General features: G+C 61.0%; 32 protein-coding genes. 4 read left to right on the forward strand and 28 right to left on the reverse strand.

Annotated elements, in window-relative coordinates:
* Positions 1–6: 6 nt before the first annotated feature.
* The 28 genes from ACUXH0_RS15095 to ACUXH0_RS15230 all read right to left on the reverse strand — a co-directional run bounded on the left by ACUXH0_RS15095 (position 7) and on the right by ACUXH0_RS15230 (position 21,452).
* Positions 7–930 (reverse strand): hypothetical protein, encoded by a 924-nt coding sequence (locus tag ACUXH0_RS15095; RefSeq protein ID WP_012435702.1) that lies wholly within the window; start codon positions 928–930, stop codon positions 7–9.
* Positions 931–1,006: 76 nt separating this feature from the next.
* Complete coding sequence (locus tag ACUXH0_RS15100) at positions 1,007–2,071, reverse strand: ATP-binding protein (protein WP_012435701.1); 1,065 nt, start codon at positions 2,069–2,071, stop codon at positions 1,007–1,009.
* Positions 2,072–2,351: 280 nt separating this feature from the next.
* The gene (locus tag ACUXH0_RS15105; protein ID WP_012435700.1) at positions 2,352–3,890 is read right to left on the reverse strand and encodes a hypothetical protein; all 1,539 of its coding nucleotides are present in this window, start codon (positions 3,888–3,890) and stop codon (positions 2,352–2,354) included.
* An 85-nt stretch (positions 3,891–3,975) separates the two neighbouring features.
* Entirely contained in the window at positions 3,976–4,356 is a 381-nt protein-coding gene (locus ACUXH0_RS15110) for a hypothetical protein (protein ID WP_012435699.1), read from the reverse strand.
* Between the two features lie 122 nt (positions 4,357–4,478).
* Positions 4,479–4,910, reverse strand: coding sequence for a hypothetical protein (locus tag ACUXH0_RS15115; protein ID WP_021197375.1), 432 nt, complete (start codon positions 4,908–4,910; stop codon positions 4,479–4,481).
* Positions 4,911–5,205: 295 nt separating this feature from the next.
* Positions 5,206–5,676 (reverse strand): hypothetical protein, encoded by a 471-nt coding sequence (locus ACUXH0_RS15120; protein WP_012435696.1) that lies wholly within the window; start codon positions 5,674–5,676, stop codon positions 5,206–5,208.
* Between the two features lie 12 nt (positions 5,677–5,688).
* Positions 5,689–6,069, reverse strand: a complete 381-nt coding sequence (locus ACUXH0_RS15125) for a hypothetical protein (protein ID WP_012435695.1) — start codon at positions 6,067–6,069, stop codon at positions 5,689–5,691.
* A gap of 181 nt (positions 6,070–6,250) precedes the next feature.
* Positions 6,251–6,484 (reverse strand): hypothetical protein, encoded by a 234-nt coding sequence (locus ACUXH0_RS15130; protein ID WP_012435694.1) that lies wholly within the window; start codon positions 6,482–6,484, stop codon positions 6,251–6,253.
* 10 nt (positions 6,485–6,494) lie between these two features.
* Positions 6,495–6,731 (reverse strand): hypothetical protein, encoded by a 237-nt coding sequence (locus tag ACUXH0_RS15135; protein ID WP_012435693.1) that lies wholly within the window; start codon positions 6,729–6,731, stop codon positions 6,495–6,497.
* A gap of 70 nt (positions 6,732–6,801) precedes the next feature.
* Positions 6,802–7,101 carry a glycine zipper 2TM domain-containing protein gene (locus ACUXH0_RS15140; protein ID WP_225694730.1) on the reverse strand — a complete coding sequence of 100 codons (300 nt, stop codon included), beginning with the start codon at positions 7,099–7,101 and terminating at the stop codon, positions 6,802–6,804.
* Positions 7,102–7,562: 461 nt separating this feature from the next.
* A complete protein-coding gene (locus tag ACUXH0_RS15145) occupies positions 7,563–7,859 on the reverse strand; it encodes a hypothetical protein (RefSeq protein WP_012435691.1) in 297 nt (98 codons plus the stop codon).
* 15 nt (positions 7,860–7,874) lie between these two features.
* The gene (locus ACUXH0_RS15150) at positions 7,875–8,039 is read right to left on the reverse strand and encodes a hypothetical protein (protein ID WP_012435690.1); all 165 of its coding nucleotides are present in this window, start codon (positions 8,037–8,039) and stop codon (positions 7,875–7,877) included.
* A 252-nt stretch (positions 8,040–8,291) separates the two neighbouring features.
* Positions 8,292–8,717, reverse strand: coding sequence for a hypothetical protein (locus tag ACUXH0_RS15155; RefSeq protein ID WP_012435688.1), 426 nt, complete (start codon positions 8,715–8,717; stop codon positions 8,292–8,294).
* A 319-nt stretch (positions 8,718–9,036) separates the two neighbouring features.
* A complete protein-coding gene (locus ACUXH0_RS15160; protein WP_012435687.1) occupies positions 9,037–9,420 on the reverse strand; it encodes a hypothetical protein in 384 nt (127 codons plus the stop codon).
* A 138-nt stretch (positions 9,421–9,558) separates the two neighbouring features.
* The gene (locus tag ACUXH0_RS15165; protein WP_225694722.1) at positions 9,559–9,834 is read right to left on the reverse strand and encodes a hypothetical protein; all 276 of its coding nucleotides are present in this window, start codon (positions 9,832–9,834) and stop codon (positions 9,559–9,561) included.
* Positions 9,835–9,954: 120 nt separating this feature from the next.
* Positions 9,955–12,030, reverse strand: a complete 2,076-nt coding sequence (locus tag ACUXH0_RS15170; RefSeq protein ID WP_012435685.1) for an SPFH domain-containing protein — start codon at positions 12,028–12,030, stop codon at positions 9,955–9,957.
* Between the two features lie 372 nt (positions 12,031–12,402).
* Entirely contained in the window at positions 12,403–12,933 is a 531-nt protein-coding gene (locus ACUXH0_RS15175) for a hypothetical protein (RefSeq protein WP_021197371.1), read from the reverse strand.
* Between the two features lie 279 nt (positions 12,934–13,212).
* Positions 13,213–14,004, reverse strand: a complete 792-nt coding sequence (locus ACUXH0_RS15180; protein WP_029674028.1) for a PRTRC system ThiF family protein — start codon at positions 14,002–14,004, stop codon at positions 13,213–13,215.
* A gap of 5 nt (positions 14,005–14,009) precedes the next feature.
* Positions 14,010–14,651, reverse strand: coding sequence for a PRTRC system protein A (locus ACUXH0_RS15185; RefSeq protein ID WP_012435682.1), 642 nt, complete (start codon positions 14,649–14,651; stop codon positions 14,010–14,012).
* Between the two features lies 1 nt (position 14,652).
* Positions 14,653–15,375 (reverse strand): PRTRC system protein B, encoded by a 723-nt coding sequence (locus tag ACUXH0_RS15190; RefSeq protein ID WP_012435681.1) that lies wholly within the window; start codon positions 15,373–15,375, stop codon positions 14,653–14,655.
* Positions 15,376–15,383: 8 nt separating this feature from the next.
* Positions 15,384–16,397 (reverse strand): PRTRC system protein F, encoded by a 1,014-nt coding sequence (locus ACUXH0_RS15195; protein ID WP_225694731.1) that lies wholly within the window; start codon positions 16,395–16,397, stop codon positions 15,384–15,386.
* Between the two features lie 11 nt (positions 16,398–16,408).
* Entirely contained in the window at positions 16,409–16,627 is a 219-nt protein-coding gene (locus ACUXH0_RS15200) for a hypothetical protein (RefSeq protein ID WP_012435679.1), read from the reverse strand.
* Entirely contained in the window at positions 16,620–16,838 is a 219-nt protein-coding gene (locus ACUXH0_RS15205) for a PRTRC system protein C (RefSeq protein WP_012435678.1), read from the reverse strand. The genes ACUXH0_RS15200 and ACUXH0_RS15205 overlap by 8 nt, the downstream gene beginning before the upstream one ends.
* Before the next feature lie 9 nt (positions 16,839–16,847).
* Positions 16,848–17,333, reverse strand: a complete 486-nt coding sequence (locus tag ACUXH0_RS15210; protein ID WP_012435677.1) for a PRTRC system protein E — start codon at positions 17,331–17,333, stop codon at positions 16,848–16,850.
* 44 nt (positions 17,334–17,377) lie between these two features.
* Positions 17,378–19,042 (reverse strand): PRTRC system ParB family protein, encoded by a 1,665-nt coding sequence (locus ACUXH0_RS15215; RefSeq protein WP_012435676.1) that lies wholly within the window; start codon positions 19,040–19,042, stop codon positions 17,378–17,380.
* A gap of 266 nt (positions 19,043–19,308) precedes the next feature.
* Positions 19,309–20,184, reverse strand: a complete 876-nt coding sequence (locus tag ACUXH0_RS15220; protein WP_253916036.1) for an N-6 DNA methylase — start codon at positions 20,182–20,184, stop codon at positions 19,309–19,311.
* 53 nt (positions 20,185–20,237) lie between these two features.
* Positions 20,238–20,612 (reverse strand): hypothetical protein, encoded by a 375-nt coding sequence (locus ACUXH0_RS15225; RefSeq protein WP_012435674.1) that lies wholly within the window; start codon positions 20,610–20,612, stop codon positions 20,238–20,240.
* A 351-nt stretch (positions 20,613–20,963) separates the two neighbouring features.
* A complete protein-coding gene (locus ACUXH0_RS15230) occupies positions 20,964–21,452 on the reverse strand; it encodes a hypothetical protein (protein ID WP_012435671.1) in 489 nt (162 codons plus the stop codon).
* A gap of 172 nt (positions 21,453–21,624) precedes the next feature.
* Between ACUXH0_RS15230 and ACUXH0_RS15235 the strand changes: the two genes are divergently transcribed.
* Genes ACUXH0_RS15235 through ACUXH0_RS15250 form a run of 4 tightly spaced genes read left to right on the forward strand, consistent with a single transcriptional unit; the run spans position 21,625 to position 26,120 of the window.
* Complete coding sequence (locus ACUXH0_RS15235; RefSeq protein ID WP_012435670.1) at positions 21,625–22,059, forward strand: hypothetical protein; 435 nt, start codon at positions 21,625–21,627, stop codon at positions 22,057–22,059.
* Position 22,060: 1 nt separating this feature from the next.
* Positions 22,061–23,521, forward strand: a complete 1,461-nt coding sequence (locus ACUXH0_RS15240) for a 3'-5' exonuclease (protein ID WP_012435669.1) — start codon at positions 22,061–22,063, stop codon at positions 23,519–23,521.
* 11 nt (positions 23,522–23,532) lie between these two features.
* Positions 23,533–24,753, forward strand: coding sequence for a DUF1173 family protein (locus ACUXH0_RS15245; RefSeq protein ID WP_012435668.1), 1,221 nt, complete (start codon positions 23,533–23,535; stop codon positions 24,751–24,753).
* The gene (locus ACUXH0_RS15250; protein WP_012755744.1) at positions 24,753–26,120 is read left to right on the forward strand and encodes a hypothetical protein; all 1,368 of its coding nucleotides are present in this window, start codon (positions 24,753–24,755) and stop codon (positions 26,118–26,120) included. The genes ACUXH0_RS15245 and ACUXH0_RS15250 overlap by 1 nt, the downstream gene beginning before the upstream one ends.
* The last annotated feature ends 23 nt before the right edge of the window (positions 26,121–26,143 follow it).

Below are 26,143 nucleotides of genomic sequence, written 5' to 3' on the forward strand. Positions count from 1 at the left end.
CACACCTCACGAGGCAAGGAGGAAACTGAGCGCAGACGAATCGCCAAGTGCCGGTGCTGCCGGCGTGCTGAGCGCGCCGGTCATGTACACCGCCATCTGCGCCTCGATCTCCATCGCCTTCTCCGCCACCTTCTGGCGAAGATCGGCCGAATCCTTCAATTCGGCGCCCGTGTAGCAAGCCAGGTGATTGCGCGTCTCGTTCAGGATGTCCGTCAATGCCGGATCCTGTGTGAAGTTCAACGTCGGAAGCAGGTCACACAGTTCGCGCACCTTGTCGACAACGCCCAGCCGGACGTTGCGTCCCGCGTACAGACGGTTGGCGAAGTGCTGCACAGCGTCGTAGAGGCGGCCGACGATGTCTTCGTTGGCCGTCTTGACCGCGCTGAACACCCGCTCGTCCATATCCGCCTTGATGCCGTCCAGCACGTTGGCCGGCAAGTTGATGCCGAACTGGCTTGCGTCCGGAAACGGCAAGGGAGACAGGCGTATACCGAACTTGGTCGACAGCGCTTCGAGGGTCGGGTAGTCCGCCTCGGTATAGAGCCCGTTGAGAGCACCCTTGGCCTGCTCCTTCAACGCTGGGTATTCGGCGAGAAAGGCTGACGTGGCTTCACGGAACTCGTCTTGAAACTCGCGCAGCCGGTCAGCGACCTTTAGGTAAACAGCCGTGGGCAGCAAACGCACGCCAAGCTGGTCGTATTCGAGGGTGTGCGCATTGAAGAAGGCACGTGCTTGCGTGGCGATGCTGCACACGCTCTTGTAAGAAATGGCATCGTCGGTCAGGAGCTTCTTGTTGAAGCGCCCGATGTCTTTGGTGGCGTGGTTCTTTTCCACCTCTTCCGTGGCGCGGGTATCGAAGCGACGTGCGCGCCAAACGGAGATGCCAAGGGATGCGAGCATGACACGCTCGTGAACGTTGAGGATGTTCATGGAAATAGCCTCTTGAAATGAAAAGCGGCGAGCCAAAGCTCGCCGCATGGGATGTACTGCTTGAAAGGGAACCGGTTTACCGGCCGTCCATCGCGGCACCGATCCAGCCGGATTGCGCTGCAATGAAAGCCGGCACGGAAACGATAGACTCGTCACGGCGGATCGCGTCGCTGATCATCATCGTTGCGCAGTCACCGTCACCGCCCGCTTGCATGCGGTCGGCGTAGACGAGGACGCGATCGATGTTCGCGACCGTGGTTTGACTCGCAACTGCCGTCGCAATCCCGATGCGCGCCGAGGGCTCCTCCGGGATGGAGGCAGTGTCCGGCGCAAACAGAACGCTTGCCACAGAGGGGAGACTGCGAAAGGTCTCGCGAAACGCCTGGAACTCGGTCGCGGCACCAGCGCCGACAGCACCGGTGAACACGATTGCTTCCAAGCCAGCTGGCACCACGGGCATCTGCTTCCCAACCGCGCCCCAGCCTCGCGGCGACGGCAGGTTCTCGATATCACGCGTGCGCTCCTTCGCCACCAGCAGATCCGGCTTGAAGCGCAGGAACGCGATCAGTTCAGCGGGAAGCTGCGACTTCACAGCCCATGCCGCCCAGGCATCAACGTTTGGCACAAGCTCGACGATGGTCGCAAACCGCGACTTCACCGGATCGAGAATGCCAGACACGCCGGCGTTGTCGGTCCGGCGATTCGTCGCCGCCAAGAACGTCACATGCTCGGGAAGCTTGTGCTCGCCGATGCGGCGCGCGAGCAGCAGTTGCATCTTGGCGGCTTGAACCGCCTGAGACGCTTGACCGAGGTCGTCGAAGAACCAGACCAACGGCTCTTTCGCGTGTAACACCCTCTCCAGATCCCCGAACGGCAGGAACCTGGCGGATTGGCCATCCGCGCCGGGGAACGGCAGGCCCTTGGAGTCTGTCGGGTCCTCGACCACCGGATGCGAGATCAGCAGGTCGTAGCCGGCGCGCTCTGCAGCCGCGGCTGCGATGTCGGATTTCCCGACACCTGGCGCGCCAGTCACGAGCACGGGCAGGTGTGCCGGAATGTAGGCAGCCAACAGGGTCTCCAGTTGCGACGGGGAAACCTGATTGGTGAGGGGCGTAACTTGATCGGTAAGGGTATTGTCCATGGGGTATCACTTGACGAAAACCCACGGAATCCACGCCCACAGGGAGTAGACCCCTGTGGGATGGTTGAAGAAACGGCCGATGCTGCCGGCGTTGGATCGATGCGTCGGAGACGCGAGGAAAAACAGTGTTTGGGTTGGCTCAGGCCAGTCCGAACAGCGCTTTTCAGCAAGGAGAGGTTAGCAGGTTGCGCGGCGCGGCGCCACACGCGCAAGGGGGTAGAAACGGCCGCCCTGCCCCCGTGATGGAGGGGCAGGGACTGGCGCGTGAAAGAGATTGGCGTCAGGCGTACGCCGGCACACGCTCTGCCGGTGTACTCAAGCAAGCGCGTGCATAGTCCAGGGTGCCGTCCTTCACCTTCAGTGGCCTGCCCAGGTCGCGCTTCGGATCGACGAAGAGGTAGCTGACAGCATTGCCGCGCCGCGAAGGAACAATCTGCGAGAAGCCTTCCGCGATGCACAGGTCGACGTACTGCTTGCCGGTCATGACCTGCCCACCGCCGACGGAATAGCGTACCGACTCAGCAGTCTTCTTTGCCTGCTCCATGGCCTCAATGCGGCGCTTCTCCGCCTTGGCCTCGGCCGCATGCTGCTCCCACACGTCCTGCTCCTGCTGGGCGAACCCGCACATGCTGAAGATGGCGCGCCGGCGCGCTGCTCCCGTTACCGTCAGCAGGTTGACCCCGATGACTTCACGAATGGCGCGCTTGCTCGATTTGTTGTTGGGCTGGTCCAGAATCTCGAGCAGCCCAGCGACATTACGCTCCAACAACAGCGAGGCAATCATGTTGCCGTAGTGGTAGTTTCTGCAATTGCGTTGGCGCTCGGCCATCATCATCTGCAGCTCGAAACGGCGCTTCGAAAGGTTACCGTCCTCCCGCTCCTGCCGAAGCCGCGCCACCGTCTTCTCATACACGCTCTCGTTGACGCACTCCGTCACGCGCTTGGCCAACGGCGAAAGCGGCTCTGCGTCAGGCCCCTCTGCGAGCTGAAGTGTCGGCGCCGTGAGTGGGCCGAGGATCTTCGCGTCGTAGAACGCGTCGTCGATGTCGATATAGGAGCTACCGACCGGCAAGGCCCGAACGATGGCGAGCAGCTTCGACACGTTTTGCTCGGTCATCGCCATCTTCTCGCGTCTGAGCACATCACACAGGTCCCGCAGCGTCTCCGCCGGCAGCGCGCCGCGTAGCACTGGGAACTCAATGAGAGCGTTCAGCCATTCCAAGCCGTGAGGGATCGCCGTGCTCGTGTGACGGTAGAAGTTGAGGATGCAATCCTTGACGCGCTCGCCACGTTGTAGCGCGTAGGCGACGTGCCATTCATGCCCCTTGCACGCCCCTCCGCCCGGATAGGCGTGTGGCCCGCCTGTTCCGAAGCCAAACCGGCGAAGTAGCTCGTCCGTGATGAAGCGCTGCGGACTCTCGACTTGGAACTCCGAGAAAAGCGAGCCCTCCTTCAGGCGTTCAGGATCGATCAGGTATTCGCTCTCGTAGGCCAGCGCGCTTGCGGCAAGGACAGCTTCCCAGGATTCAAAGCTGACCTCGTAGGGCCGCAGCAGCTTGCCGTCCGGTTTCAGGATGATCCGCTCGACTTCGGTGATCACGTGCAAGAGGATCTCGTGCACCGTGCCGTCGGGACGCAGCCCGATTCGGCCGCGTGGCAGACCAACGACGGGGATTGGACCATTTTCGACGGTATGTACAGTGAACGAGTCCGCGGTGAATTTGCGCGGAATCGATTTGTCGGCGTTCAGGAGGGCCAAGACGCCGGCCATCGTTGTGCGGGTCTCGGTCTTCGTATGGTTGATGGTGATGATGTACATGAACGTTGCTCCAATAAGGACTGGGGCAACGCGCCCCACCGGGGCGATTGCCCCTGGTGGGATGGAAGGAATTGAAGGCCGCGCGTCAGTGCGACTTGCGGCGCCTCTTTGTCGCGGCAGCAGCGTCGACACGCATCGCGACGACTTGGCCGATCAGTTGCTCGTCGGCAATGCGCCAGATGGGGAACGTCGCATAGCCGCTGCGAATGACGCGCCCGGTATCAGCAAACGCGCCCGTGTGCAGCAGTGCTTGGCACATATCCTGCGGCACCAGCCCCGAAGAAAATGCAAACTCGTCGTCTGCGAGCGGAGCGTGCCGGATGTTGGTGGACAACGAGGCATAGCGCAGACCGTCGTCCGCCGCGTGCAGATGAACTGCGACGTGCATATCCGTGTAGAGCTGCACGGCGATCGTCACGCCCGCTGGGAATGATGCCAAGCCGGCACCGACGACTTGATGGCCCATGGAGAACTCCTTGTTGTACGCGGAGTGCCCCATCGGGGACGCACCCCGCGTGGGTTGTTGGATGAAATGGTGATGCGGCGGCGTCAATGACTGACGACCATCCTGCGACTTGAGGTGGAGATTTAATCGTCAGCCTGGTGCCAATTGCTCTCGCGCTCCTTTGCGACTGCAACAGCCTCTTCAAGCGTCGGCACGGCTTCACCGTAATGCACGTCGCAATCTCCGCCTTGGTACGAGACTTCCAGCCCCGGGAGGTAGCCTGCTGGCGACTGCGCAACGCTCGCGCGTGTTTCGCGCAGACCGTCAAAGTCCATTCGCCACCTGCCAAACCAAACGGTCGGTGGGTGACGCTCGGCGTATTCGTCATCTTCCTTTCCCTGCCGGCGGCCATCGCGAAAGTGCATCTCAAGCGAGCCGCCATCGGCTACAAAGACCGGAATGCGGTCGCTATCGATGGCCTGCATTCCTGCAAGTTCTGCCGCCCATTCGGCACGCTCCTGCAGCTCCCGGCTGCCGATCGGGTCAACCGACGACAAGACGCGCGAGAGCGACATGAGAACGCTTGCCCCGAGGGGGTCAAGCTTACAGTTGTATGCCAACGCCTGGCATTCGGGTGAACGGATTGAAATCATGGTTGAGCCTCCTTAAGAGGGCTTTTGCCGCTTCGGCCAAAGCCGAAACGGCAAAAAAAACGCACCCACGAATGGGTGCGTCATTTGGTGTGGCTGGCTGGGCCAGCGTCGAGCAATCGCTAGTCGTTGTTGAGCTGACGACCACGTCGGTCGGCCCACAGCAGATATGCCGCGATCAATGTCGTGACGACAGCGGCGAACATTCCGAGCGTCATGGTCAGTCTCCTTTGGACAAAACAGCGCCTACTACAAATAGTACAACAGTGACGGCGATCAACGTAGCGACATCGGACACGGCACCCAGCGTCCAAGCGCGACTGCCACTGAAATAGCTGGCAGCACCGATCAGCGCCGCGGCCGACAGCGTATGAGCGAAACGACCGTACTGCTGGCGCTGATCGCGCGTTGGCGCGAGAAGTGCGCTTCGCACCACGCTCCACAACGACTTGCGCGCCCGGCCCTTGCGGTTCAAGCGAAACGTCGCCGCTTCGACGTGCACGAGCGGCATTTCGTAGCCATCCTCGGCAGCAACGAGGACGTACGCCTCGCCTGCGGCCTTGGCCGACTCGATCTGCTGCACCAACCGGTTGGGCAACACGACAACATCGGTGTCAGCCTGGATGGCTGCCCTTCCAGATGTCTCGTCCCCGCTGGTCGAGCGCAGAATGACCTTGATGAGTTTGGACATGGCGGCCTCGCTTTAGCCACGGCGGCCGGCAACGAATCGCAGGTTGGCCAGAAGCTGGCTGTAACCTTCCGGCGATGCCAGCGACTCCAGGCAGACGGCGTTGTTGCGGCCGCCGCCAAGATCGTGACGGCCGGCGCAGGTGCGATAGCGGACCAACACCTTCGGGTCCGCCGGCGCGTGCGAGATTTCGAAGTACAGCGCGTCGGTGTGCAGCGCGAAGACGTCGACCAGGCGGCGACGCTGGCGACGCGTGCGGATCGAATATTCCCGTTGACGCAGCGCCAGGTCATTGGCGACGCGACGCAGAACGCGTGAAGCATCACGTTGCAGGATTGCGCCGGCGGCCGTGTTCGACGGGCAGCGGCTTCGGGTAAAGGATTGAGGAATCTTCATCGTTGGTGTCCTATGAAAGAGTGCGGTACACCAACCCCAGCGGGACGGTGTCCCGCGATGGGTATGGTCTGGGCATGCCAGACAAAGCTCGATGCGTCGGTGACGCGATCAAAAGCGCTTGCCCAACTGTTGGCAGTTGGGCAAGCCCTCTCGGGCTTGCTATGGGATGGAGCGCCGCGGACTAGCGCTGGAGCTGCGGCAGCGGAACACGCGCGGTGACGCGCAACAGCCCCTTGCGTTCGGGCAGAGGTTTCTCCGGGTGTGCGTCATCGAAGAACACCACCACTCGGTGATCCTGATCGACATACCCGAAGCGAAAGCCCGGGACGCAGCTGGAACCCGAGAGAGCGTCGCTCGCCTCGCCGGGATTTGGGTACTTCGAGGAAGTGCAGCGGATGAGATTTTGTTCGCTCATGATGGGTCGGCTAGACGGGCAGTACTGCCGCCTCGCGTTGCAAGAATTGTTGGCCCGCCTCCCGGATCAACTCCGTCGTGATGCCCTGCATGTAGCTGGGAATCAGGAACGGAACGATCGAGGGATGCGAACTGAATTCGAAGAAGAAGACGGTGGAACAGCGGCCACGCGTCAGGTGGCTGAAGACTTCCAGCGTCCGGTGATCCCGACGATAGACAGCCAGATCGTCTGTGGTTGGGGTGGCCATTGAGTGGAGGGGGAGCAGCGTTGGCAGCGCCAACAGGGCGGTGACCGCCTTGCGGCGGCCACCAAGAGGATCAGCGGGTCAGGCGAAAGCCCGCCGCGCTGGAGATCATGTACAGACGCTCCCGAGCCACAAACTGCTGCGTGGCATCCTGGGTAACGACCAACGTTCGCCCAGCATCCGTGCGAACGATGACTTCTACGCCCGGGCGCTTGTTCAGCACCTGGGAGACTTGCTGCGTGATCACACCGCCCACGGCGCCGGAGACTGCGCCGGCGACATAGCGGCCATTGCCGTTACCGATGGAACGGCCACCGAGGAATGCGCTGATGCCTGCCCCGATGAGACCGGGCATGCCGCTTGATGCGGACATGTAGCCATCGTCACCAGTGATCGTGACATTGCGAACGCGAACAACAGTGACCTGCTCGGCATCACCGCGGCGCATGACTTCCATGCCGCGGTAGACGTCGGGCGAGCTCTATTGAAGAGCGCATCCAGATGCTAGAACGCAGAAGGCGACGAGAGCAGCGGAGAAAAAGGACTTGAACATGATGGGCCTCGAAAAAAACGGGCCCATCACACCTACGGGCGTGAGGGCCCGTAAGGGGGGGAGAAGAGATACCAGCCAAAGACTGGTGTGAATCGATGCGCCTAAGACGCGGAAAGCAAGGGCATCGTAGCAGCTTGCTTTGGCGCCGGAAAGGGGCCGTCGACACGCATTTTGAAAAACTCGCAGCATCCCCGAAAAGGCACCGGCCGGCTACCCCCTTTCGGGTCCGACTGTTGCCTTCACAGCGGCAACGATCAGATCAGGCGTCCGAGGCTTTCCCTCTATCGCTCTTGATTCGGGTCCTGTCGAAGCCCTTTCAACGGCTCCATGCCGAAGGCATGGAGAAGCGATCCGTCCACGGCCAAAGCGAGTGGAGTGAGTCCGTACAGCACTGCGACACACGCGATGGCTGCGCACGCGGTCTCGACGTACCTGCCATCATCCAGCAGCGGCAGGATGGTCCGCATCCCGATAATCGCGAAGCCACCAGCCCCGCATATCGCGGCGCCGAGTGCGATCAGCTTGCAGAACAAGCGCACGAACCACTCGCCGAGCTGCATTTCAACGTGCTCACGCATTATCCGTTCTTCCGATCAACCTTCCGCCTTACCGTCTGCCACCATCCAGGCCATGGCAACCAGCAAAGCGATCAGCGTTGAAACCCACCAGTACGAACTAAACGAATAGCGATCAACCTGCATCCACAAAAGACTACCAACCGCATCAACTAACCCCGGCAGCGCATATTTTGCATTCATCGTCGTTGTCCTATTTCGTCAGCCCGCGCGGTGCCGGCGTCTTTCCTTCGCACTTATCACTGGTCCTGTAGGCCGCCACCTTGCGAATGTGCTTGCTCCCGCTGGGGCGATGCCCGGTCTGGTGAGGCAACGGCTCTGTCGGGAAAGGAAGCACTTCGCGGCAATGCTTGCAGCTATAGCCGTTGCCGTGTTCACACAGCGGCGAGAGTGGTTCGTCCCAGTGTGGCGGCCGGCGACTCGGCATGTTTCTTTCTACCGCCCAATGAGAAGGTCACGCAGATGCTGTTCCTGCTCTTGCCGGTCGAGCACGGACTGCGGAAAGTTCTCTTTCAGCCCCAGCCAGATCCGGCCAAGGTCGTCTGCGTAGGAATGGAGTCCTTCGGAACGAACCTGTTCAATGAACATCATCAGGTCCATCATCGACTTTCCAACCTTGGGGCCCTGCGCGACCAGCACCTTGCCTGCCTTCATCGCCTGCACCGCAGACGCCCAGTCCGCACACCCTGCCCGGCGCGCAAATGCATCGCACGGATGCACGATCTTGGCGCCTGGCCCGAACATCGCTTCAACCAAGTCGGTCGGCTTCGACAAATCCACTTTGAACGGTGCTGCGACAGGCTGGCTGGCCAGGTGCCCCAGCAGGTGCTGCGGATCGGTACTGTTGTTCGCAATTGACATGGTCTGTTTCCTTCTACCGGCGCAGCCGGCGTTTTTCCTATCCCGGTATGACGAACGATGCGACTGCCGCCGCAATGCACAGGGCGATCACGCCCAATGAAACCGATCGATTGAATGGTGCAATCACCCCCAGGCTGAAAGCCGACATGAAGAGCACTCCGATGAGTGCCAATCCGATTTGGCCAAGTAGTGTTGTTGGCATAGCCTGCGCCCTTGTTTTATTCACCCTTTCCTTCTACCTGCGTAGCCGACGCGCGAAGCGCACACACGCCGAAAGAAGTTCCTAGCCGGTCTACGTAGTCGCAAACTGTTGGCAGTGTTAGTTTGATTCGCCTTTCACAAGGCGCAGAAGGCGCGCTCGCTCGGTTTCGCGCGGCCCAATAGCAGCGGGCACGCCATATCCAACCGGCGCGGCCTTGGCCCACATGCCCATCAGCCGCTCCCGATCAGCGAGCATGATCGCCCCACGCTCTTTCACCGCATCACGAACGGCTGCGCGGTACACGGGTGAGCCCGCCGTATAGCCGTCCGCCAGGATGCGGTACGTCACGGCATCAACTTCGCGGCGTTGCTCTGCGGGATTCGAGATGACGCCAAATAGCACCAGCACCGCATTCAGTGCGATCGCCACGGCGGCGCATTGCACCATGAGGGCGAGAATCCGCCACCTGAGTGGCTTTTTGGGCTTGGGTTCGGGGTTCATTGTGTGCACCAGACATTCCGAATGGTCGTTCGTACGCTCTCACAACGCAGACGCGCGACTTCGCACGGCAAAGGCCGTGGGCGCACTGGTGGCACGCCCACGACCTCAACTCGACACGGCGCCGCCATCACCGGGAGCTTAAGCACGGCGAGGCTCATCTGCTCGCTTGCGAGGACCGCGCCAGACCTGGAAGACACCCACCGCCCCCAAGCCTGTGGCCACGACAAGAGCCGCAAACATCGACCGCTGCAGCACGCGAATGGTGCTCTCGGCACCGGCGATCGCTCGATAGACCTCCTCCGCGATCGGGCCCGGCGTGCTGGCAAGCAGCGTATTGAAGAGCACCAGCTCCAGTTCGTGCGTGGCCGAAACCAGTTGATCCGCCAACACGAGCGCAACGCTTGGAGCTGACATCAGGGCCGTCAGTAACAGTCGGCCCAATCCCCGCTTCGCGCGCTGACGCAGAAAAGGCGCCCCGGCACCACGCCAATGCTCCGTCCCGATGTTATGTCTCCCCGCGTTCATCGCGCTGGCTTAGGGGGCCGGGAGGGCTTCGGGCTTGACCGCTGACTCGCCATTCAAGGGCAGACCACTTCCCTTGTGCATGCCATCGCGAATCAGATTGGCCAGCAGCACTTCCACGAGAGTACCGCCACCACTACCGCTGCCGCCGGTTGCAACGACATCCGGCACCAGCTTCATCCCGGAGCCGGCAAGCGCCTCCGCGACCTGGACGACGGCGTAGTTGCCGCTCTCCATCGAGTCGATCTTCTGCTTGATGACGCTGGCCTCCGCGGTACCGATGGCCTCGACCTTCGCGGCCTCCGCTTCACCCACCAGCCTGACCACCTTGGCGTCCGCTTCCGCGTTGATCGTCTTAGCTTGCGCTTCACCCTCGGCCTGCTTCACCGCCGCCCGAGCGTTGAACTCCGAGATGGACACCTGACGCTCTGCGTCGACCACCTTCGCCTGGGTATTGGCCAGGGCCGTCGCTTGCTCCAGCTCCTGACGGACGGCTTGGGCTTGCTTCTGGGTTTCGAACGTGACTCTCTCCTGCTCGGCCTGCTTCCGGTCGGTCAGGGTCTGCATCAGCTGCTCGGGTGGCACGATGTCGCCGATCAGCGTGTCAACCGCGCCGACGTTGTACTCAGCCAGCGCGTCACCGATGGCCTTTCGGGCGTCGTCCTGACGCTTCGACCGCTCACGCAGGAAGTCGATGATGTCGGAGGCCTGGGCGCTGTTACGGAAGTAGTTGCCAATGGTCGGTTCAAGGACCTGCGTCACCAGCGCGGACATATCACCGAATCGGGCAATGACCTTCGGAGCATCGTTGCGCGGAATGTGGATGATCTGGCTGACATCGAGGTTGAACTTGAAGCCATCTGCCGAGCGTACCGTGATGGTCGACAGATTGGCGTCGAGCTTGTGGGCCTCCGATTTCCCTGCCGCCCAGTTCAGCACGACGTTTGCGGTCGGCACATTGCGGATCTTGTGGGTGTAGGGATTGATCGGATACTTGCCCGGATCGAGCGGCTCGGCCCATACTCCCTTCTCACCACGCGAGACGAGGTTGGCATGCTTGAAGGAATCGCCGGAAACGTCCCGTCCCTCGTTGCCGACATAGGCGATCACCACGCCGACGTGGGCAATCGGTACCTCGGTCATATCGACGACGTCAACGGTGGCGAAGCGCGGGTTGATGAAGTAGCGGCCGGCGAGGAGCACCTGTTCCTGCAAACCCTTGCAGCCCCCGTTCTGGATGAACGCCTGCGGATTCTGGAACATGTTGTGGTCAGGCACTTCCGGGCCAGCGATTTCGCCCCGCCCCAAGGGCTTGCCTTCGCGCGTAGTCACGATGCCGACTTTGTTGTCGGGAATGTCCACCACTTCGGCCACATTGACATCGAAGAGTACCGGGTTGATGCGATAGGAACCCGGGGCGATGATGCCACTCTGCGGCCCACGCTCACCACCGTTTTCCAGGAACGAAGCGCCATCCTGGTAGGAGTCACACACTACCTGCTTGGCGATTACGCGGCCCGCCGGCAACGGTGAGCCGTCACGGGCTTCCACGACGCCGATCTGGCTGGGCGGGATCGTGATGGTATCCGCGAGCGTGACCTTGAACAGCAGGGGATTGACCCGATACGTGCCCGGCGGAATTACATCGATCTGCGGGCCACGTTGGCCATCTCCCTCGAGGAACTGCCGCGCGTCCTGAAACATGTCGCAGTTGATGCGTTTCGCAAGAATGCGGCCGCTCGGCAGAGGATGGCCGTCACAGGCTTCGACGACCCCAACCTTCCCCACCGGGATCGTCACGAACTTCTTCAGCTCAACTGCGTACTGCCACGGCCAGAGCGCCCAATGGAGGCCCGGGGCGAGCGTGTCCGCCTGGTAACCAGCTTCGCCGGTCAGCGCCAAGATGCGCCCGTCGGGGAGACTGCGGTTTGAGCCGAAGAGAACGAATTTCTTCGTCACGACGCCAATGCTGTCATCGGGGACGATGATGACGCCAAACAGCCAGAGCACTTGGCGGTAGGCTGCTGCGATACTGATCACTGCGATTGCACCCACAATCTGCCAAATATGACCGAGGAGGTAATCCATAGAGAAATCCAGGTTCTTGTGTGTTCTGCACTGCCAGGAACATGTTCCTGGTCAGGAGTTGCAAACCCTTTGGGGGCAACGGCGTTGTGCGCGCAAACCTTGGCACCGCCGCAACACGATTATGTCTGTCGCGCAGAACAGAATGATCGACAAGAGCCCTGTTTTTTCTGCCGCCTTTCTTCGGATTCAATGGCTGGCATCGGGTATGGGCTTGGCCGGCCCACTATCCGAACACTGGCACTGCGAGCACTTCACCGAGGACGCGTCCGGCAGTAGCTGCTCCCCCCAGGCGGCAGGAAGAAGCTCGGTGCGTTCTCGCTCTTCGCCTCTTCGATCATCTCGCGTCCCCGCTTGCTCAAGATTTCGAACGTGTCAGGAGTAGCGCCCGAGACTGTCATCTGTCGAGATAGCCAGCGCTTCGAGCCCCATGGCAGCTGCAGCAGCATCCGAGGCTCTCTGATCCGGAGCGTCATCGCCCCAGTTCCCGGACGTCCCAGCGCCCGAGAATTGTCCATGTGAATCAGTCGGCATGCCATGATGATACGAGTTGAGCGCACTGAGTAGCAGCGTTCTCAGGCTGGTCGGAACATCTGTCGCCATGTACAGCCAGAGATCAAAATCATCGCTGTCGCTGGACAGCTTGTCGCTTCCGACGAACTGCTGTCTGGAAGGCATTGAACTGGTCTGCTGACGACGAGAATTCAATGCTGTCCTCTCGCGAGCAACATCGGCAATCTTCCTGATCTGTGCCTCTGCCTGGGCGGGCAACGGCACCTTCTTGGCTTTCACCTGCCCAAGCAGGGCGAGCAGATCCGCGCTCTGCTCGGCGGAAGCCGTGGACTGGGCAATGTGCGCATCCAGCTCCGCGTTGGTGCGCTCTATCTCGGCGTCAATGCGAGGCAACCCATGCCCGCACCGGGAATGAGTTCCCGGTGGGATGAAAGCCAAGATGCCCCGAAGAACGTGGCAAGGCCTGTTGGTAGCACCGTGTGGCGCGGAATCGATGCGCGAGAAGCGCGAGATAAGAAGGCAGGATATTCGATGCAAAGGAACACGCACCAGAGGCACGTTCTGCGCACTCCTAGGCAACCTCGCGCAGCGGCTGCAGCACAACATCCCGGTCGACTCTCAATGCCGCTCAGAAAGAAAAAAGGCCATCCTTCGGAGGATGGCCATGTTCAATCAAGCAGCAATTCGCGGCGGCTTCTGCGCCTTGCGCATACTCGGCACGTACCCGAATCGCGCCCATGCCTCCGGGTCTACCGGGAGCGGACTCGTGCGCCCCGCTTCGAGATTTACAAACACACCGCTGTACTGCAGCGTCCCGGTGCGGAACAATGTCCAAAGCAAATTGAAGGCTTGCACTGCAATCGCCTGGTTGATGACCAGCGACTGCTTGCGCAGCGCATCCTCCATCGAACAAGACGGCGCCGTGTCCTTTGCATCGCGCTTCGGATCAATCAGCTCAGGAAACAGGTCGCCGACGTGAGGTAGGCGATGTTCAGCCCGGCCGCGAACTTGGCCAAGGATGACTTGACCACGATCGGTCTCATTGCCGCAATCGAGATAGTAGCCGCCCGTGCCGCGTTGCATGGCCTTGAGGATGGCCTTTCGCGCCGCCCTCGTATCCACACATCCAACGACCAAATCACAGCAGAACCGATCATTGGCATTGATACGCTGCACTTCCGCCTGCCAGTTGGTGCCCATGAGCACATTCAACCGATTGACCAGAAGAGCAGCCTTGTGCCGACCGACATCCGCTGGATAGAAGCCCTGGCGGCCGACGTTGCTCTCACTGACCGTGTCATCGTCATAGACGACACAGTCGATACCACCGGGATGGCCAAGTTCGAGCATGGCGTGATGGAGCCGCGCCAGACTTGGGATAACCGCACTCCCCGTTCCGCCGGCGCCTACTACAGCAATGCGCCATGCCCGCTCTGTCATCGCGCGAGGGATGCTATGCGTCATTTTGGTCACACAACCTCCCGAATGCCGAACTTCTGCCTCCAGGCGGCCGGTATGTCGTGGACACGTTCGAAGATGCCCTTGACGCACAACCTTAACGCCATGGACGGGCGAATGCTTGCGCAGTTGCCCAGCACGAACGCAAATTTCACGTCGTGCCTGTCGTCCTGATTGTCGGTTCCCGAGAAGAAGGCTTCAAACGTGCCATGGGAATGGCAGTCCATGACCAAGTGCTCGTTTTCCTGCAGCACCGGCCGGTCGTAACGCAGATGTCCGGAGCCGTGATCCAAGATTGCGACAGGGACGAGCCGGAACTCGCACGAGACGCCATTCCAGACGATCCAAGCACCGGTTTCGTTCGGCATCGACGCACGCGCCATCTCGCCAAACTGGCCAACCAGTTCAGCTGGAAGTTGACCGCATGGCAACTCGGTCTCCTCATTGACAGTCCCGTAGGGGACGGCAGTTTCGACTTCGTAGCTTGCGATCTTGCGAACTACCCGCAGCCACGGGCGAACCACTTCGAGGAACACGCCGTTGGTTCCCACCAGCAGGCGTTCACCACTACCAGACAATGGTGTCAGGCTACCGAATTTCGGCACCATGATCGTCGGGAAAGACGCTTGCAGCGTCATGTCCATCGGATGCATTTCAACCTCCAACTTTGCCGGCGATGAGATCACCGAGCGATTTCTTCAACGGAATGAGCACTTCCTTCGGGTACTCGGCAAAGTTGCCATCGAGCATCTCCTTCCAGAAGGCGTACACACCTCTTTCGAACTTGACGCGTTGGGCGCCGCGGTTTGGATGCGTGAAGGCCGACGAGAAGAAGGCTTCTTCCCAACCGGCAATCGAAGCGACATCGATCTGCTTCGGAACCTGCGCAGAGCCGATGCAAATCCTTCCCACGTCCCACGTATTGAAGTACGGCGGCTCGTGCAGCATGGATTCCGGCGTCGGCCTGACGTCCTCCATCAAGGCAAACACGCTGAACCCGTCATTGGCCGCCTGGAACACCAAGCCCGGGTGCGGCACTACCGCACTGCGCGTACCCAATTCTTTGCATTGAAAGAACACCCGGCGAATCGCCGGCGGGCACCACCACGTTACGGCGCGCGTGCTCACGGACAGTACGTTCGGCGTCAGGAACTCGCCCTTCGGCAACGCTGACAAAGCAACCTGGGTCACAGCGTGAATGAGTGCTCGCCGATTGAGCGGAACACCCGGGCCGATTGCAGGCTTTCGAGTCCCCGCCTCGTGAGTGATGCGGTGTGCCGTCGAGTATGTGAACTGCCCCTCGGCCGGCCCATACAGCAAAATGGCCCCTTGCAGGGCCACGTCATGAGACCGACTGGCGGTCAAGATCTTGGCCATGGGGCCTCCTATCGTGAAATGATGGTCAGTAATTGGTCGAGAGCCTTTACGATCTCGAACATGCGCGACAGGTCCTCATACTGCTTGGGCACCTGTTGCGGGTCGCTCGCCAGCGGAATCAGCACCTGGTACATCGTCGCCTCTCCGCTATTGCTAATGCATTCGAAATGGTCATCCAGCAGTTCGCCGATCCACTCTTCGGAAAACACCGCAATGGAAGCGGCCGAATATGCAGGTTCGGCCCATTGCGAATGTTCGAAGAGCTTCGAGCCCTTGGCGCGCTGCAGTGCATCTTCCAGCTGCAGCATCGCGCGGCATACCCGCTGAATCCAGCGACTTGACGAACGCGCCAGCTCCAGCACCTCCGACCTCTTGAGAACGGACCGCCGAGGGCCTTTCCGGCCCTTGCGCTTGCCGCGCTCGGGGAACATTTCTTCCGGCGCCAGGACCGGACGAACATTGGAAGGCAGGTAGCGCTCGATGTCCTCACTGTCAGCCCCAAGGCGATCAGCAAGACTCTCCCTCGCGTTCTCGTCGGACACACCCTCATCCCAATCCCACCACCACCTGGCGAACATCTCCAGGAAGTAACTCGGTGTGCGCAAGAAGAGCGAGTTGCAGGACGCTTCGTTGATCAGCGCCATCACAGAGCACAAGAGCCCGGGGTGGGCGCGCTGCAGTGGGTGCATCCGTGCGCCAATCTCGAAGATCTGCTCATGAGGCAACTCGATCGCCAAGTACAACGGCGCCGAGAGGTCCGTCTCCCATCCAAACTGATCGACCTGATCGCGTGCTGCCGCCTGGTCGAGCAAAGCGAACCCAAACAGAAGCCGCTTGCACGTCGGTGTGCGTCGCCGCAGCCACGCGAACATCGCCTCTGCGAACATGTCACCAGCATTGCCGCTGGAGCGAGCGTCGCGCGGCGAGAGCGGACCAGCCTCGAAATGCGCCCGTATCAGACCGGTAAGGTCTCCCTCGTCGGTATGCCGAAGGCGTGCAATCGCTGGAACGCATTGTGAAATGGCCGGGAGTGTTAGAAAACCATCGGCAGCTCTATGTCCGGCAGGGGAATCGAATCGACATGCCGCCCCGCCGGTGAGGCTTTCACTGAAGCCTGATAAACCTTGGCAAGAATCGAACAACACGATTCCACCTCCTCATCATGTAGAAAAACCGCCCTATCGGGCGGTTTCTCAGTTCCATTGATGCTGACCGGATCGGCCAACGCATTCATCAGATCGCGCTTACGCATGGTTGCCCTTTGCGCCCGCGGCACGCACGAACTTGTACACAGCGTTTTCCCCCTTGTACTCCGGACCCTCCACGGCTGCCGTGGTGAGTTCGGGATACTGGGCGGTGTACATGTCGCGCACTTGGTCCGGAGTGAACTGCGTTCCCGGATCGGCAAGCGTCATGCCGTTGTAGGAAAACTCGCGCTTGACCGTGTTGATGGTGATAGCCATGGCTTCTCCTTAACCGAGCAGATCAGCGAGGGAGGTGCCAGACGATTTTTTGTCGCCTTGCGCATCTTTAGCTGACGAACTCGTGCTACCGGACGTCGTTTCAGTGACCTCAACATCGACCACACCATCGTCATCGTCGTCGTCCATGCCTTTCGACTTGGGCGCCGGCAACTTCGGATTGGCGCGATTGGATGTCGCGAGGGCCTTGGTCGCCTTGTTCGACTGAGCAGCGGTAGCCGCTTGAATCACCGCCTTCGTGGACTCGACCTGTTCGGCGAGACCCTGGCGGGCCTGCGTCACACCACCGATCGCATTGGCAAACTCAGCATCCAACTCCGCCGGCGTGGCCGTCAGAGCAATCGGCGCAACCAGGGCTGCGTCGTCCGGCTTGCTGACGGTCGGCGCGACGACCACGGTCATCTCGTCACCCTGCATTGAAAGGGTGATAACAACCTTGTCGCTCGCCTTCACGAGCGGCACCAGTTCTTGAAACATAGGGATTTCCTTGAAAATGAATGGGATGGGGAAGCGAGGCGTGGTCAGAACTTCAAGACCTTGGGCACCTTGCCCGTGTAGTCAAACCCGTCTACCTTGAGGAGGGCCTCAATGACTTCGAGCTTCGATTGGTTGAACAGCTTGGAAAAGCGATCGCCGAGCGCGTTGCGCATGCCCAGCTCGTCGGCGAGAGCCTTCAACTCCGATTTGGTCAGGAGTTCCAGAAAATCCTTGGATTTCTGAAGGTTCCAGTGCTTGGTCAGGTCGAGCGCGTGGTACTTGCAGAGCGACGTCAAGACAGGCACATCGATTCCTTCGATCGCGGCAAGCGCGAGCGAGATCGTCAGATTGAGCCGCTTGTCAGTAGCCAGGCCGGCCACAGAGATAAGGTTCTTCGAGAGATCGGTGGGAGAGCTGGTCTCGTCCGCGATCCGTTCAAAGAGCGTCCCCATCTTGTCGCTGGTGATGGTGCGTGCATGACCGGACAGCGAAAGTGCGAGGAGATAGTGGTTGGCCGTTGCTTCGTTGGCCGCCACCTCCCGGCGTAGCGCCTTGCGCCACACCCCTTGTCGGTAGGTCTTCACCTTGTCCGACTCGGCAATCGACGTGGCCGCGTGTTCGGCCTTTCCGCCCTTGTCCGCGCCCTCCTTGGCCGGCGCGGCTTTGGGGCCCTTAACAGTAGACGGCGCTTCAGCGCGCTCGGCCTTGATCCTCGCTGCAACCTTCTTGGCATTGCAGGACGGATCAAAACACTGACCACGGAAGACCTTGCCCAGGCTGTCCGGCAGACCACTCACCGCGGCGCCGAAATTCTGGCAGCCGTGACATGCTTTCGCCTGTTCGGCACCGACTCCCGTCGGTCCCTCCACCTGCAATTGCACGCGCGTGTGGTTGTCGCCAGCGCGGACGATACGGATAACCGGGTATTCGTCCTTCAGGCCGTACGAGATACCTTCCAGCTGCGTCTCGGTCTTGCCCTTGTAGCAGGTCGGGTTGGTACAGCTACCGGAGGAAATCGCCTCGGAAAACATCACCGACTGCAATTCCGAGTTGTGCGCGCATGTCGCACACTCGCTCTTGTCGAAGATCGCGTCCTTCAGGTTGCAGGCAGCTTGTTCGATGGCCTTCTTGAGGTCCGCCACCGTCTTTTTCTCTTGCAGAATGATCGGCAAGAACAGGTCCTGCTTTTCCTTCGTCAGGGTCGCAAGCAGCTCGGCATGCCCAAGCTGGATGGAACGCGTGTTCAGCGCGTCCAGCACCGCAGGACTGCAGTTCATTAGCGCCAGCCGGCGGTCGAGGGTCGATCGCGGCCAGCCGAGTTGGCGGGCAGCTTCATCGCGGTCACCTTTCAGGTCCCCAACGATGTCCGCGGCCGCAACGGCTTCTTCAGACGGCGCCATGTCGGCGCGCTGAACGTTCTCGATGAGCGCCAGCCGGCGCGCTTCCCCTTCCGTCATCTCACGGATGACAACGGGCATGTCGTAATCGTCACCGCAGGCAGCTTTCGCCCCACGGTACCGGCGCTCGCCAGCGACCAGTTCGTAGGTGCCGTCCTCAAGAGGGCGCACCAGTACAGGTTGAATTACGCCATCCTCACGGATGGACTCCGTGATCTCCGCCATTTTCGCGGGATCGAAGTACTTCCGGGGGTTCTTGCCCGGCCGGATTTGGCCGAGTTTGACGGTGACGCTCTGTTGGTTTTCTTGCATTTGTGGGTTCTCCAGGGATGGAAAAGGGGAACCCGTTGCCGCACCGGGAACAGGTTCCCGATGGGATGGAAAATGAAAGCGAGGGCCACCGAACCGCTGGCCCTCGGACAACCGCGAGACGCTGCGCGTCCTGCGATCAGGAGATCGATGCGTCAAAGACGCGGAGTGAGCTTTGAGAATACCGGAAACACGTCTGCGGTGCCAGACAGCGGATCCCCCTCCGCAGATGGGGACCCGCTCTTGCGCGAGGCCGGCCAGTGGCCAACCTAGAACAACGACAATTGCTCACGTTGCCGGGCAATTTCAGCGTGCTGTTGCGGCACCGCTTCAATGATGGCCGGCGCTTGCGGCGGTTCAATCGCCTCCAGAATCGACAGGACCGTACCCATTTCTGCGGGCACGAAATTGCGTTCGGAATCAACGGGCGGGGAGGTTTCCTGGCTACGCTCACGCGCAGCCAGTTTCCGGTTCCACCCGCCAAGCACGTGCGCTGGTGTGTACCAAACCTCGCGCTCCTCAAGCATCAATGAGTTGCCAAGGATGACAACCGCAGGGATATGGAGCAAGGCCAGCTGCACATACGTCATGTGTACGCACCGTGGATCGATATCGATGCACGTTGCATGCATGGCCGTCTGGTAGTTGTGGCCCGCCTGATGCATAGCCTCCGCCATTGCGATCACCATGCCACCAGCGCCGCAGGTTGGCTCCATCACGGTGATGAAGCCATGTTCCGCGACGTCCGGATCATGGTCATTGACCTGCATCGCAGCCATCATGCTGGATACCGAATAGGGCGTGAAAAACTGCCCCGCCCTATCGTTGCCCAGCTCAAGCAGCATGTAGGTGTGACCAAGCACATCGCCAAAGCCACCGGCGACTCTGACCGGCGCCGGCGACCCGGGAAGGACATCAGTCATCCGGCGCTCGTAAGTGAGCACGAGGTGGCCAAGCATCTTCGGGAACTGGTCCACTTCTTCTTTGGTGTACTTCTTGACGATCTCCATGTACCGAGCCTCTCGGCCGTCTCGCTGAGCGAGATCGACCGCATTGCTGAGGCTCAGTGCGGACATCTCAACGAAGTCGGAGAACACATCGCTTGCGCGGTGACGGTACCCGAAGGCCTTGATCAAATCGACCAAGGCCTTTTGGTGTTCGTCGGCGGTCTCCAGGTGCCGGCGTTGTGCTGCCCTGCTCATTGCAGAGCCCCAACTCGCACATTGAAGCGCTGGTTCAGCGATGCGCAAAAGGCATCCATGTCGGGGACCGCGCCAATAGCCAGAGCGGCTTTGATGTCGGCTTCAGCGACCCGGAGTTCCGATTCCACATCGATAGTCGATGCCACACTAGTCGAAGCATTGCTGCGCACAGTCTCCACAACAGCACGTGCAATTCGCACACAGAACAGCTCGAACTCGTGTGTTACCTCAGCTTCTTTCCTGATCCGCGTTGCACGCAACGATGGATCGAGGATTGGCAAGGCCTCCTGTTCGAAACGAGCCACCACCAGGTAGCTTTCGAAGGCTTTGAGCTGTGCTTCTTTGAAACGCTGAATAACGGCGTTGAACATGGAACGTCTCCAGAAAATGGACGAGAGACGTCCCTGCTGGGACGGCTCCCAGCGGGGAAGAAGATGGAACGACCTGACCGACCAGCGCTAACGAATCGGCGTGCGTAGGCACACCGCGACGTAGCGAAGTTCGCTCAGGTGTTCAAGGGAAAGACCGGCCGCAGAATGCGAACGATAGGCCGACACGTGCAGTGTCGGAGATGAAACCGGACCCTACAGCTGTGGGGGAAACAAGATGTAGGCCGCCCAGATGGCGGTCAAAATCGATGCGTCGTAGACGCGGCAAACCGTTTCAGAATATCGCAGTTGCTCTGCATTTTCCAGCAGCTGCGCGCACGCGCGCCCAGCCCGCTACCACCTTCCTGGCATCGGCCGCGTCATTGCAGCGCTCCGCAAGCGATTGACGACGGCCCAGCGATAGTGGTCCTTCTCCTCTGGTTCTTGCATCCCTGAGAAGTCTGGCATCAACCCCGCCAGCAGGCCCGGTGCGTCCTCACGAAGCACGCCGTCAGCGATGAGCTTGTTGCGTAGTAGCTTGGAGACGCTCCAGCCAATCTCCTTGAACGCCACATAGTCCCAACGAGCTGGAATGAGGTCCTCGCTGAACCACGCTTCGCCGCCGTGCCCAACAACCCCCACCACAGTGTGGTGTATGCCTTGCGAATCCGAATGCACGCGCGCCTCGAACCGCAGCACATGCGGCTCCGGGAACCAGAAGACGCGATCCAGCATGCGCGCGAAGGCCTGCGCCTCAATGCTGGCCAGTGCCTGGTCTTCAGCCTCCCCAAACTGGGAGCAGGGTTCGGCCTTTGGGCGGCCGCCTATTTCAACTTCTCGCATGTCGTGTGCTGTGGTGTGGGAATGCGGCGAAAGCCCACGCGAATATCGAGCTTTTGCTTGATTCGATCGTCGTTGCCCGCCCCAAAATCGTACCGGCCAGTTCGCTCAACCGGCGCCATTGACTTCGCAGCCATGCCGGTAACTTGGAACCATATCCCGATGGTTTTCCGACATGCGCTTCACACGTTATCTCCGTTACTACCCGATCGATTTTACCTCGCGCCGCGAGGCCGCTTTCGCTCGCAAGCAGGCCCGCGAGCGTGCGCGCTATCCCCTGTTTCCCGAGCACATAGCCGAGTCACAACGCACCGTCGCTGACGAAATCGCCCTGCGCCAGCGTCGTTCCGACAGTCTGGAGCTGCGTATGCGCGCGCTCCAGGCCAAACACTGGCGCAAAGGTCGCAGCATGTACTTCGCCCAACCGGCGGCCGTTCGTGCCCACATCCAGGAAGCGTGGCGAGCATGGCGTGGCCCCACCACTCCCAACAACTTCATCTATGTAGTTGAGCAGCAAACCGGCGAGGGCGAGCGCCGCCGTGCGGCGATCCGGGAGAGGGATGCGGCGTTTCGCGCGTCTCTCGTTGACACACAACTGACCCTCGCCTGACATGCAGCCTACCGAAGAGCAAACCGCTGTCGTTGATGCGTCCTTGGATGGCGAACCGTTGAAGGTTGACGCTCGTGCGGGCGCCGGCAAGACCTCCACCCTAGGCCTCGTCTCGACCGCCAAAGGGCGGGCTCGTGGTGTCTATTTGGCCTTCAATCGCCTCATTGCGGAGGAGGCCAAGCGCAAGTTCCCTTTGTCCGTGCGGTGCGGAACGGTCAACTCCCAGGCATACAGATCCGTATCGGCCGACATCACCCGGAAGCTCCGTAATCCGTTGGAGCCCAACTACCTCCTCGCAGAGCGATTCGGCCTACAGCCTATCAAGGTCCCGACAACGATCGGGAAGAACCTTGAACTGACCTCCGCCAAGCTTGGCCGGATGGTGCGAGACGGCTTGGCCAGGTTCTGTGGCTCTGCCAAGCCGACGCCGCTCGATTGGCACATCCCGGTCGATCCGCTGATCACCGAGCAAGCGGCTGAAGCGCTACGCCATGCGCTGCTGCCTTCGGTCGTCAAGCTCTGGGAGGAATCACAAAACCCCCAATCCCCGGGCGCTATCTCCCACGACGTGTACGTCAAGCTGTGGCAGTTGAGCCGGCCGACCATCCCTGCCGACTACATCCTATTCGATGAGTCGCAAGACGCAAACGGCCTGATGCTTTCGGTGCTTCGACGCCAATCGGCCCAGGTGATCTATGTCGGCGACCCGTACCAACAGATCTACGAGTGGCGCGGTGCCGTCAACGCGATGGACCACATCAAGGCGCAGAAGCGTGCGCTGACGCTGTCCTTCCGCTTTGGCGAGCCGATCGCTGCGCTGGCGACCCGCATCCTGCGCACGATGGACGAGGAAGTGCCCGTCAGGGGCCAGGCCAGCATTGCATCGCGTATCCACAAGGACATCTCGCCGAGCGAGCTGAAGGTCAACGCCGTGCTTTGCCGCAAGAATGCAACGGTGCTGTCCTATGTCGCCGATGGTCTCCAACGCGGCGAAAAGGTCGCGATCCGCGCCAATATCCGCGACATCATGGCCTTCCTGGACGGCGCCGAACGGCTGATGTGCGGCCAGCGGACCGACTATCCGACCGCGCTATCCCTGTTCGCCAACTGGTCGGAGGTGCAGGACTACGCCGACTCGTTTGCCGGGCGAGACCTGAAGCCGTTCGTCAAGCTGATCGACGATGAAGGCATCCCCTACGTCCGCCAGCTGCTTAGCACTGTCAGCCCAGAGTCCGAAGCCGATTACGTGGTCTCGACCATCCATCAGGTCAAGGGCCTTGAGTACGACTCGGTCCGCATTGCCGGCGACTTCAGGTTCAAGACGGACGACGACGGCAAGTACACGATGGACACGGAAGAGAAGCGCCTCCTCTATGTCGCACTCACGCGCGCCAAGCGCAACCTGGACATCACTGCCATCCAAGTTGACATGCACAGAATGTTCCGGGATGCCGGGGTGTAAAGGGGCACACCATGATCAAGATCCGGATCGGCCCGTCCGACTTCGACCTTGCTGAGGTGCTGGAGAACCCGGGCCGCTACACAACCCAGCTCGAGCGCGCCAAGCGAATTCAAGGGTTCGCCGAGTGCGGCTGCACAGAGCATGCCCCTCGGCCGAAGCTCGTCATCCGGCGCCTCCGGTCGGCGTTCATCCTGGCGCGCTGGCCAGATGCCAACTACAAGCATCGTCAGGGGTGCCCGTTTCAGGAACGCAAAGGCCACGCCACGGCGACGGCAAGAACCAAGGGCCCATTCCAAACCCGGAACGGCAAGCACCTCATTCAGCTTGATCTGTCCTTGGAGGTTACACAGCCCGGCACCGGCCAGCCTGGCCCGCGATCACCCCAGGCCTCCAGTGCGCCGCGAGCGCATCGCCGATCGGCACCTCTCCTCGCATTTCTCGAATACGCCTGGGAGGCGGCTGGATTGCACGCGTGGGCCGATCAGGGATACCGCGGTTGGAATGCATGCTGGTCCATGCTCAGTGCCGAGTTCGCCGACGCGAAAATCAACGGCCGCCCGGCAGCCGATGTGCTGCACATCATGCGCAGGTGGGACCCGGAACATAAGGCCGAGATCCTTGCCGAGTTCGATGCATTCGTCGCGCGGCTGACCACTGCTGGCACCACGACGCACCGGGGGCTGATCATCGGCGAGGTCGGCGAGTTCAAACCGAGCGCTCACGGCGGCATGCTGGTGCTGCGCCAAAGCCACCAGCGGTATTTCATGTCCAATGCGCTGTTTCAGAAGGTCTCACGCTCCTACGCGACTGCGCTGGCCGGTCTCGGCCGCAAGGATTTGCGGAGCGTGGCGGTCCTGGCCGTCGAGAAGACCGCCAATGGCTACTTGCACGTCGCCGACATGGCAGCCATGTTGACCAACTCGTCCTTCCTGCCATGCGACTCGTCGCACGAGGCAGTCATGGCCGACCACCTGATTCGCCTGCAGCGCAGGTTCGAGAAGCCACTGCGCCATGTGGGCGCCGCCGCAGTCCACCCGGACTTCGAGTTAAAGGATGTCGACCAGCGCACCGTTATCGAAGTGCTCGGCATGACCGGCAACCGCGAGTACGACCGGCGGATGCAGGAAAAGCGCGAGTACTACGCGACCAACGGTATCCGGTTGGTCGAATGGAACCCGAACAAACACCCCGTAGCGGACACCCGCCTCCCGCCGACACATCGAGACCGGTGATGAAGACTCCACTGAACCGCTCTGCCGATGGCGCACGCATGCAACCAGGCGCCCCGCTCAGCTCACTCAAGTCGCCGGCGATGACCGGTAACATCGTCAACAAGGAACCCCCCATGCAAGACACGCAATGCTTGGCAATTCGTGATTGGCTGTTTGACCAGCATGACAGGGTGACCGGCACCGCACGCCTGTTCCGTTACGTGGCCGTTGTTCCGAACGACAGCGATGTCAAAAGCGCGACGGTCCACTATGCATTGGCGCGCCCGGTTCCGATTACCGGCACGTTCGCTGCCGAGCCCGACGACATCGTGCGCGAGCTGCTGGCCCAATCGCCTTTCCGGTCCGCCGAATTGCACCTTGCAGAGCACGACGTGCTCAAGGACAGCTGGCCGGTCAAGTGGGGCCTGACTGCCAAGGACAGCCTCTCGAACTGGCCGGTGCTGGTGCTGAGCGAGCGGGACGACAAGAGCGTGTACGGGGTCGTCATGCGCTCGCCCAACCTCGAAAGCAATGCTCTTCGTTTTGCGTCGCTCTATTGCGACCCGGAAGAGGTAGGGCTGATCCTGGATCTCTTGATGCTCATGCAGCCCGACGATGCGTTCCTGGGCTGGTTCAAGGAGTCAGAGATTGCGGCAAGCGACCTCGAACAGGCGCTCGCGGCCACTCCGCAAACGGATGCAGGCCAAAAATTCGTTTTGCTGTATCGCACGGACGAATGGCTGTCCGGCATCTGGAATGCAGATCGGCCCATCGTCGAGCGCATCAACCTGACGAGCCTGGCTGATTTCCACGGCATTCCGGTCTCACTGGCCAAGAAGCGCCGGCGCGCTGACCTCGAGCAGGCCTGCGACAACCAGACGGTCACGGGTGACTATGACGCACTGGTGAAGGCACTCACAGCCGCCGGCGGCGAGATGCCCAGTCGTGGCAGCGACTACGAGGCTGACCCGGCCGTGCGCGTTCTATGCGATTGGTGGAACGGCGCGGCACCCGACGGCATGCGCCACGCCGGCGCGCTTCGCATCTACGTCTGGTCCGACGAGCGGCGCGTTTTCCTCCCAGGCGATCCCGAGGAGCCGGGCCTGCCGGCCGATGTGCTGGCGACTCAACCCACCTATGCACTGTTTCAGGAGCCCGGCAAACCCACCGTGGCAGTCGTCTTTTTGCGTGGGCGCGAGCACAACGTGGCGCTGCCCAACGGGTCGACCCAGATCCAGTTTGCCAACGGCAATCCCTGCTACGTAATTGCGCTTCCGATATCCGTGGCCAATGAGGCCTTCTACTCGGCTCAGGGGTTGCGCGCGGTGCGCCGCTTCATGGTGACACGCGTGCCAGCGCTGGCCGCCGGCGACCTGCAGGTGGCCTGAACGACTGACTCCCGGGCGTACAC

The sequence above is a fragment of the Ralstonia sp. 110700041-2 genome (assembly GCF_056280165.1).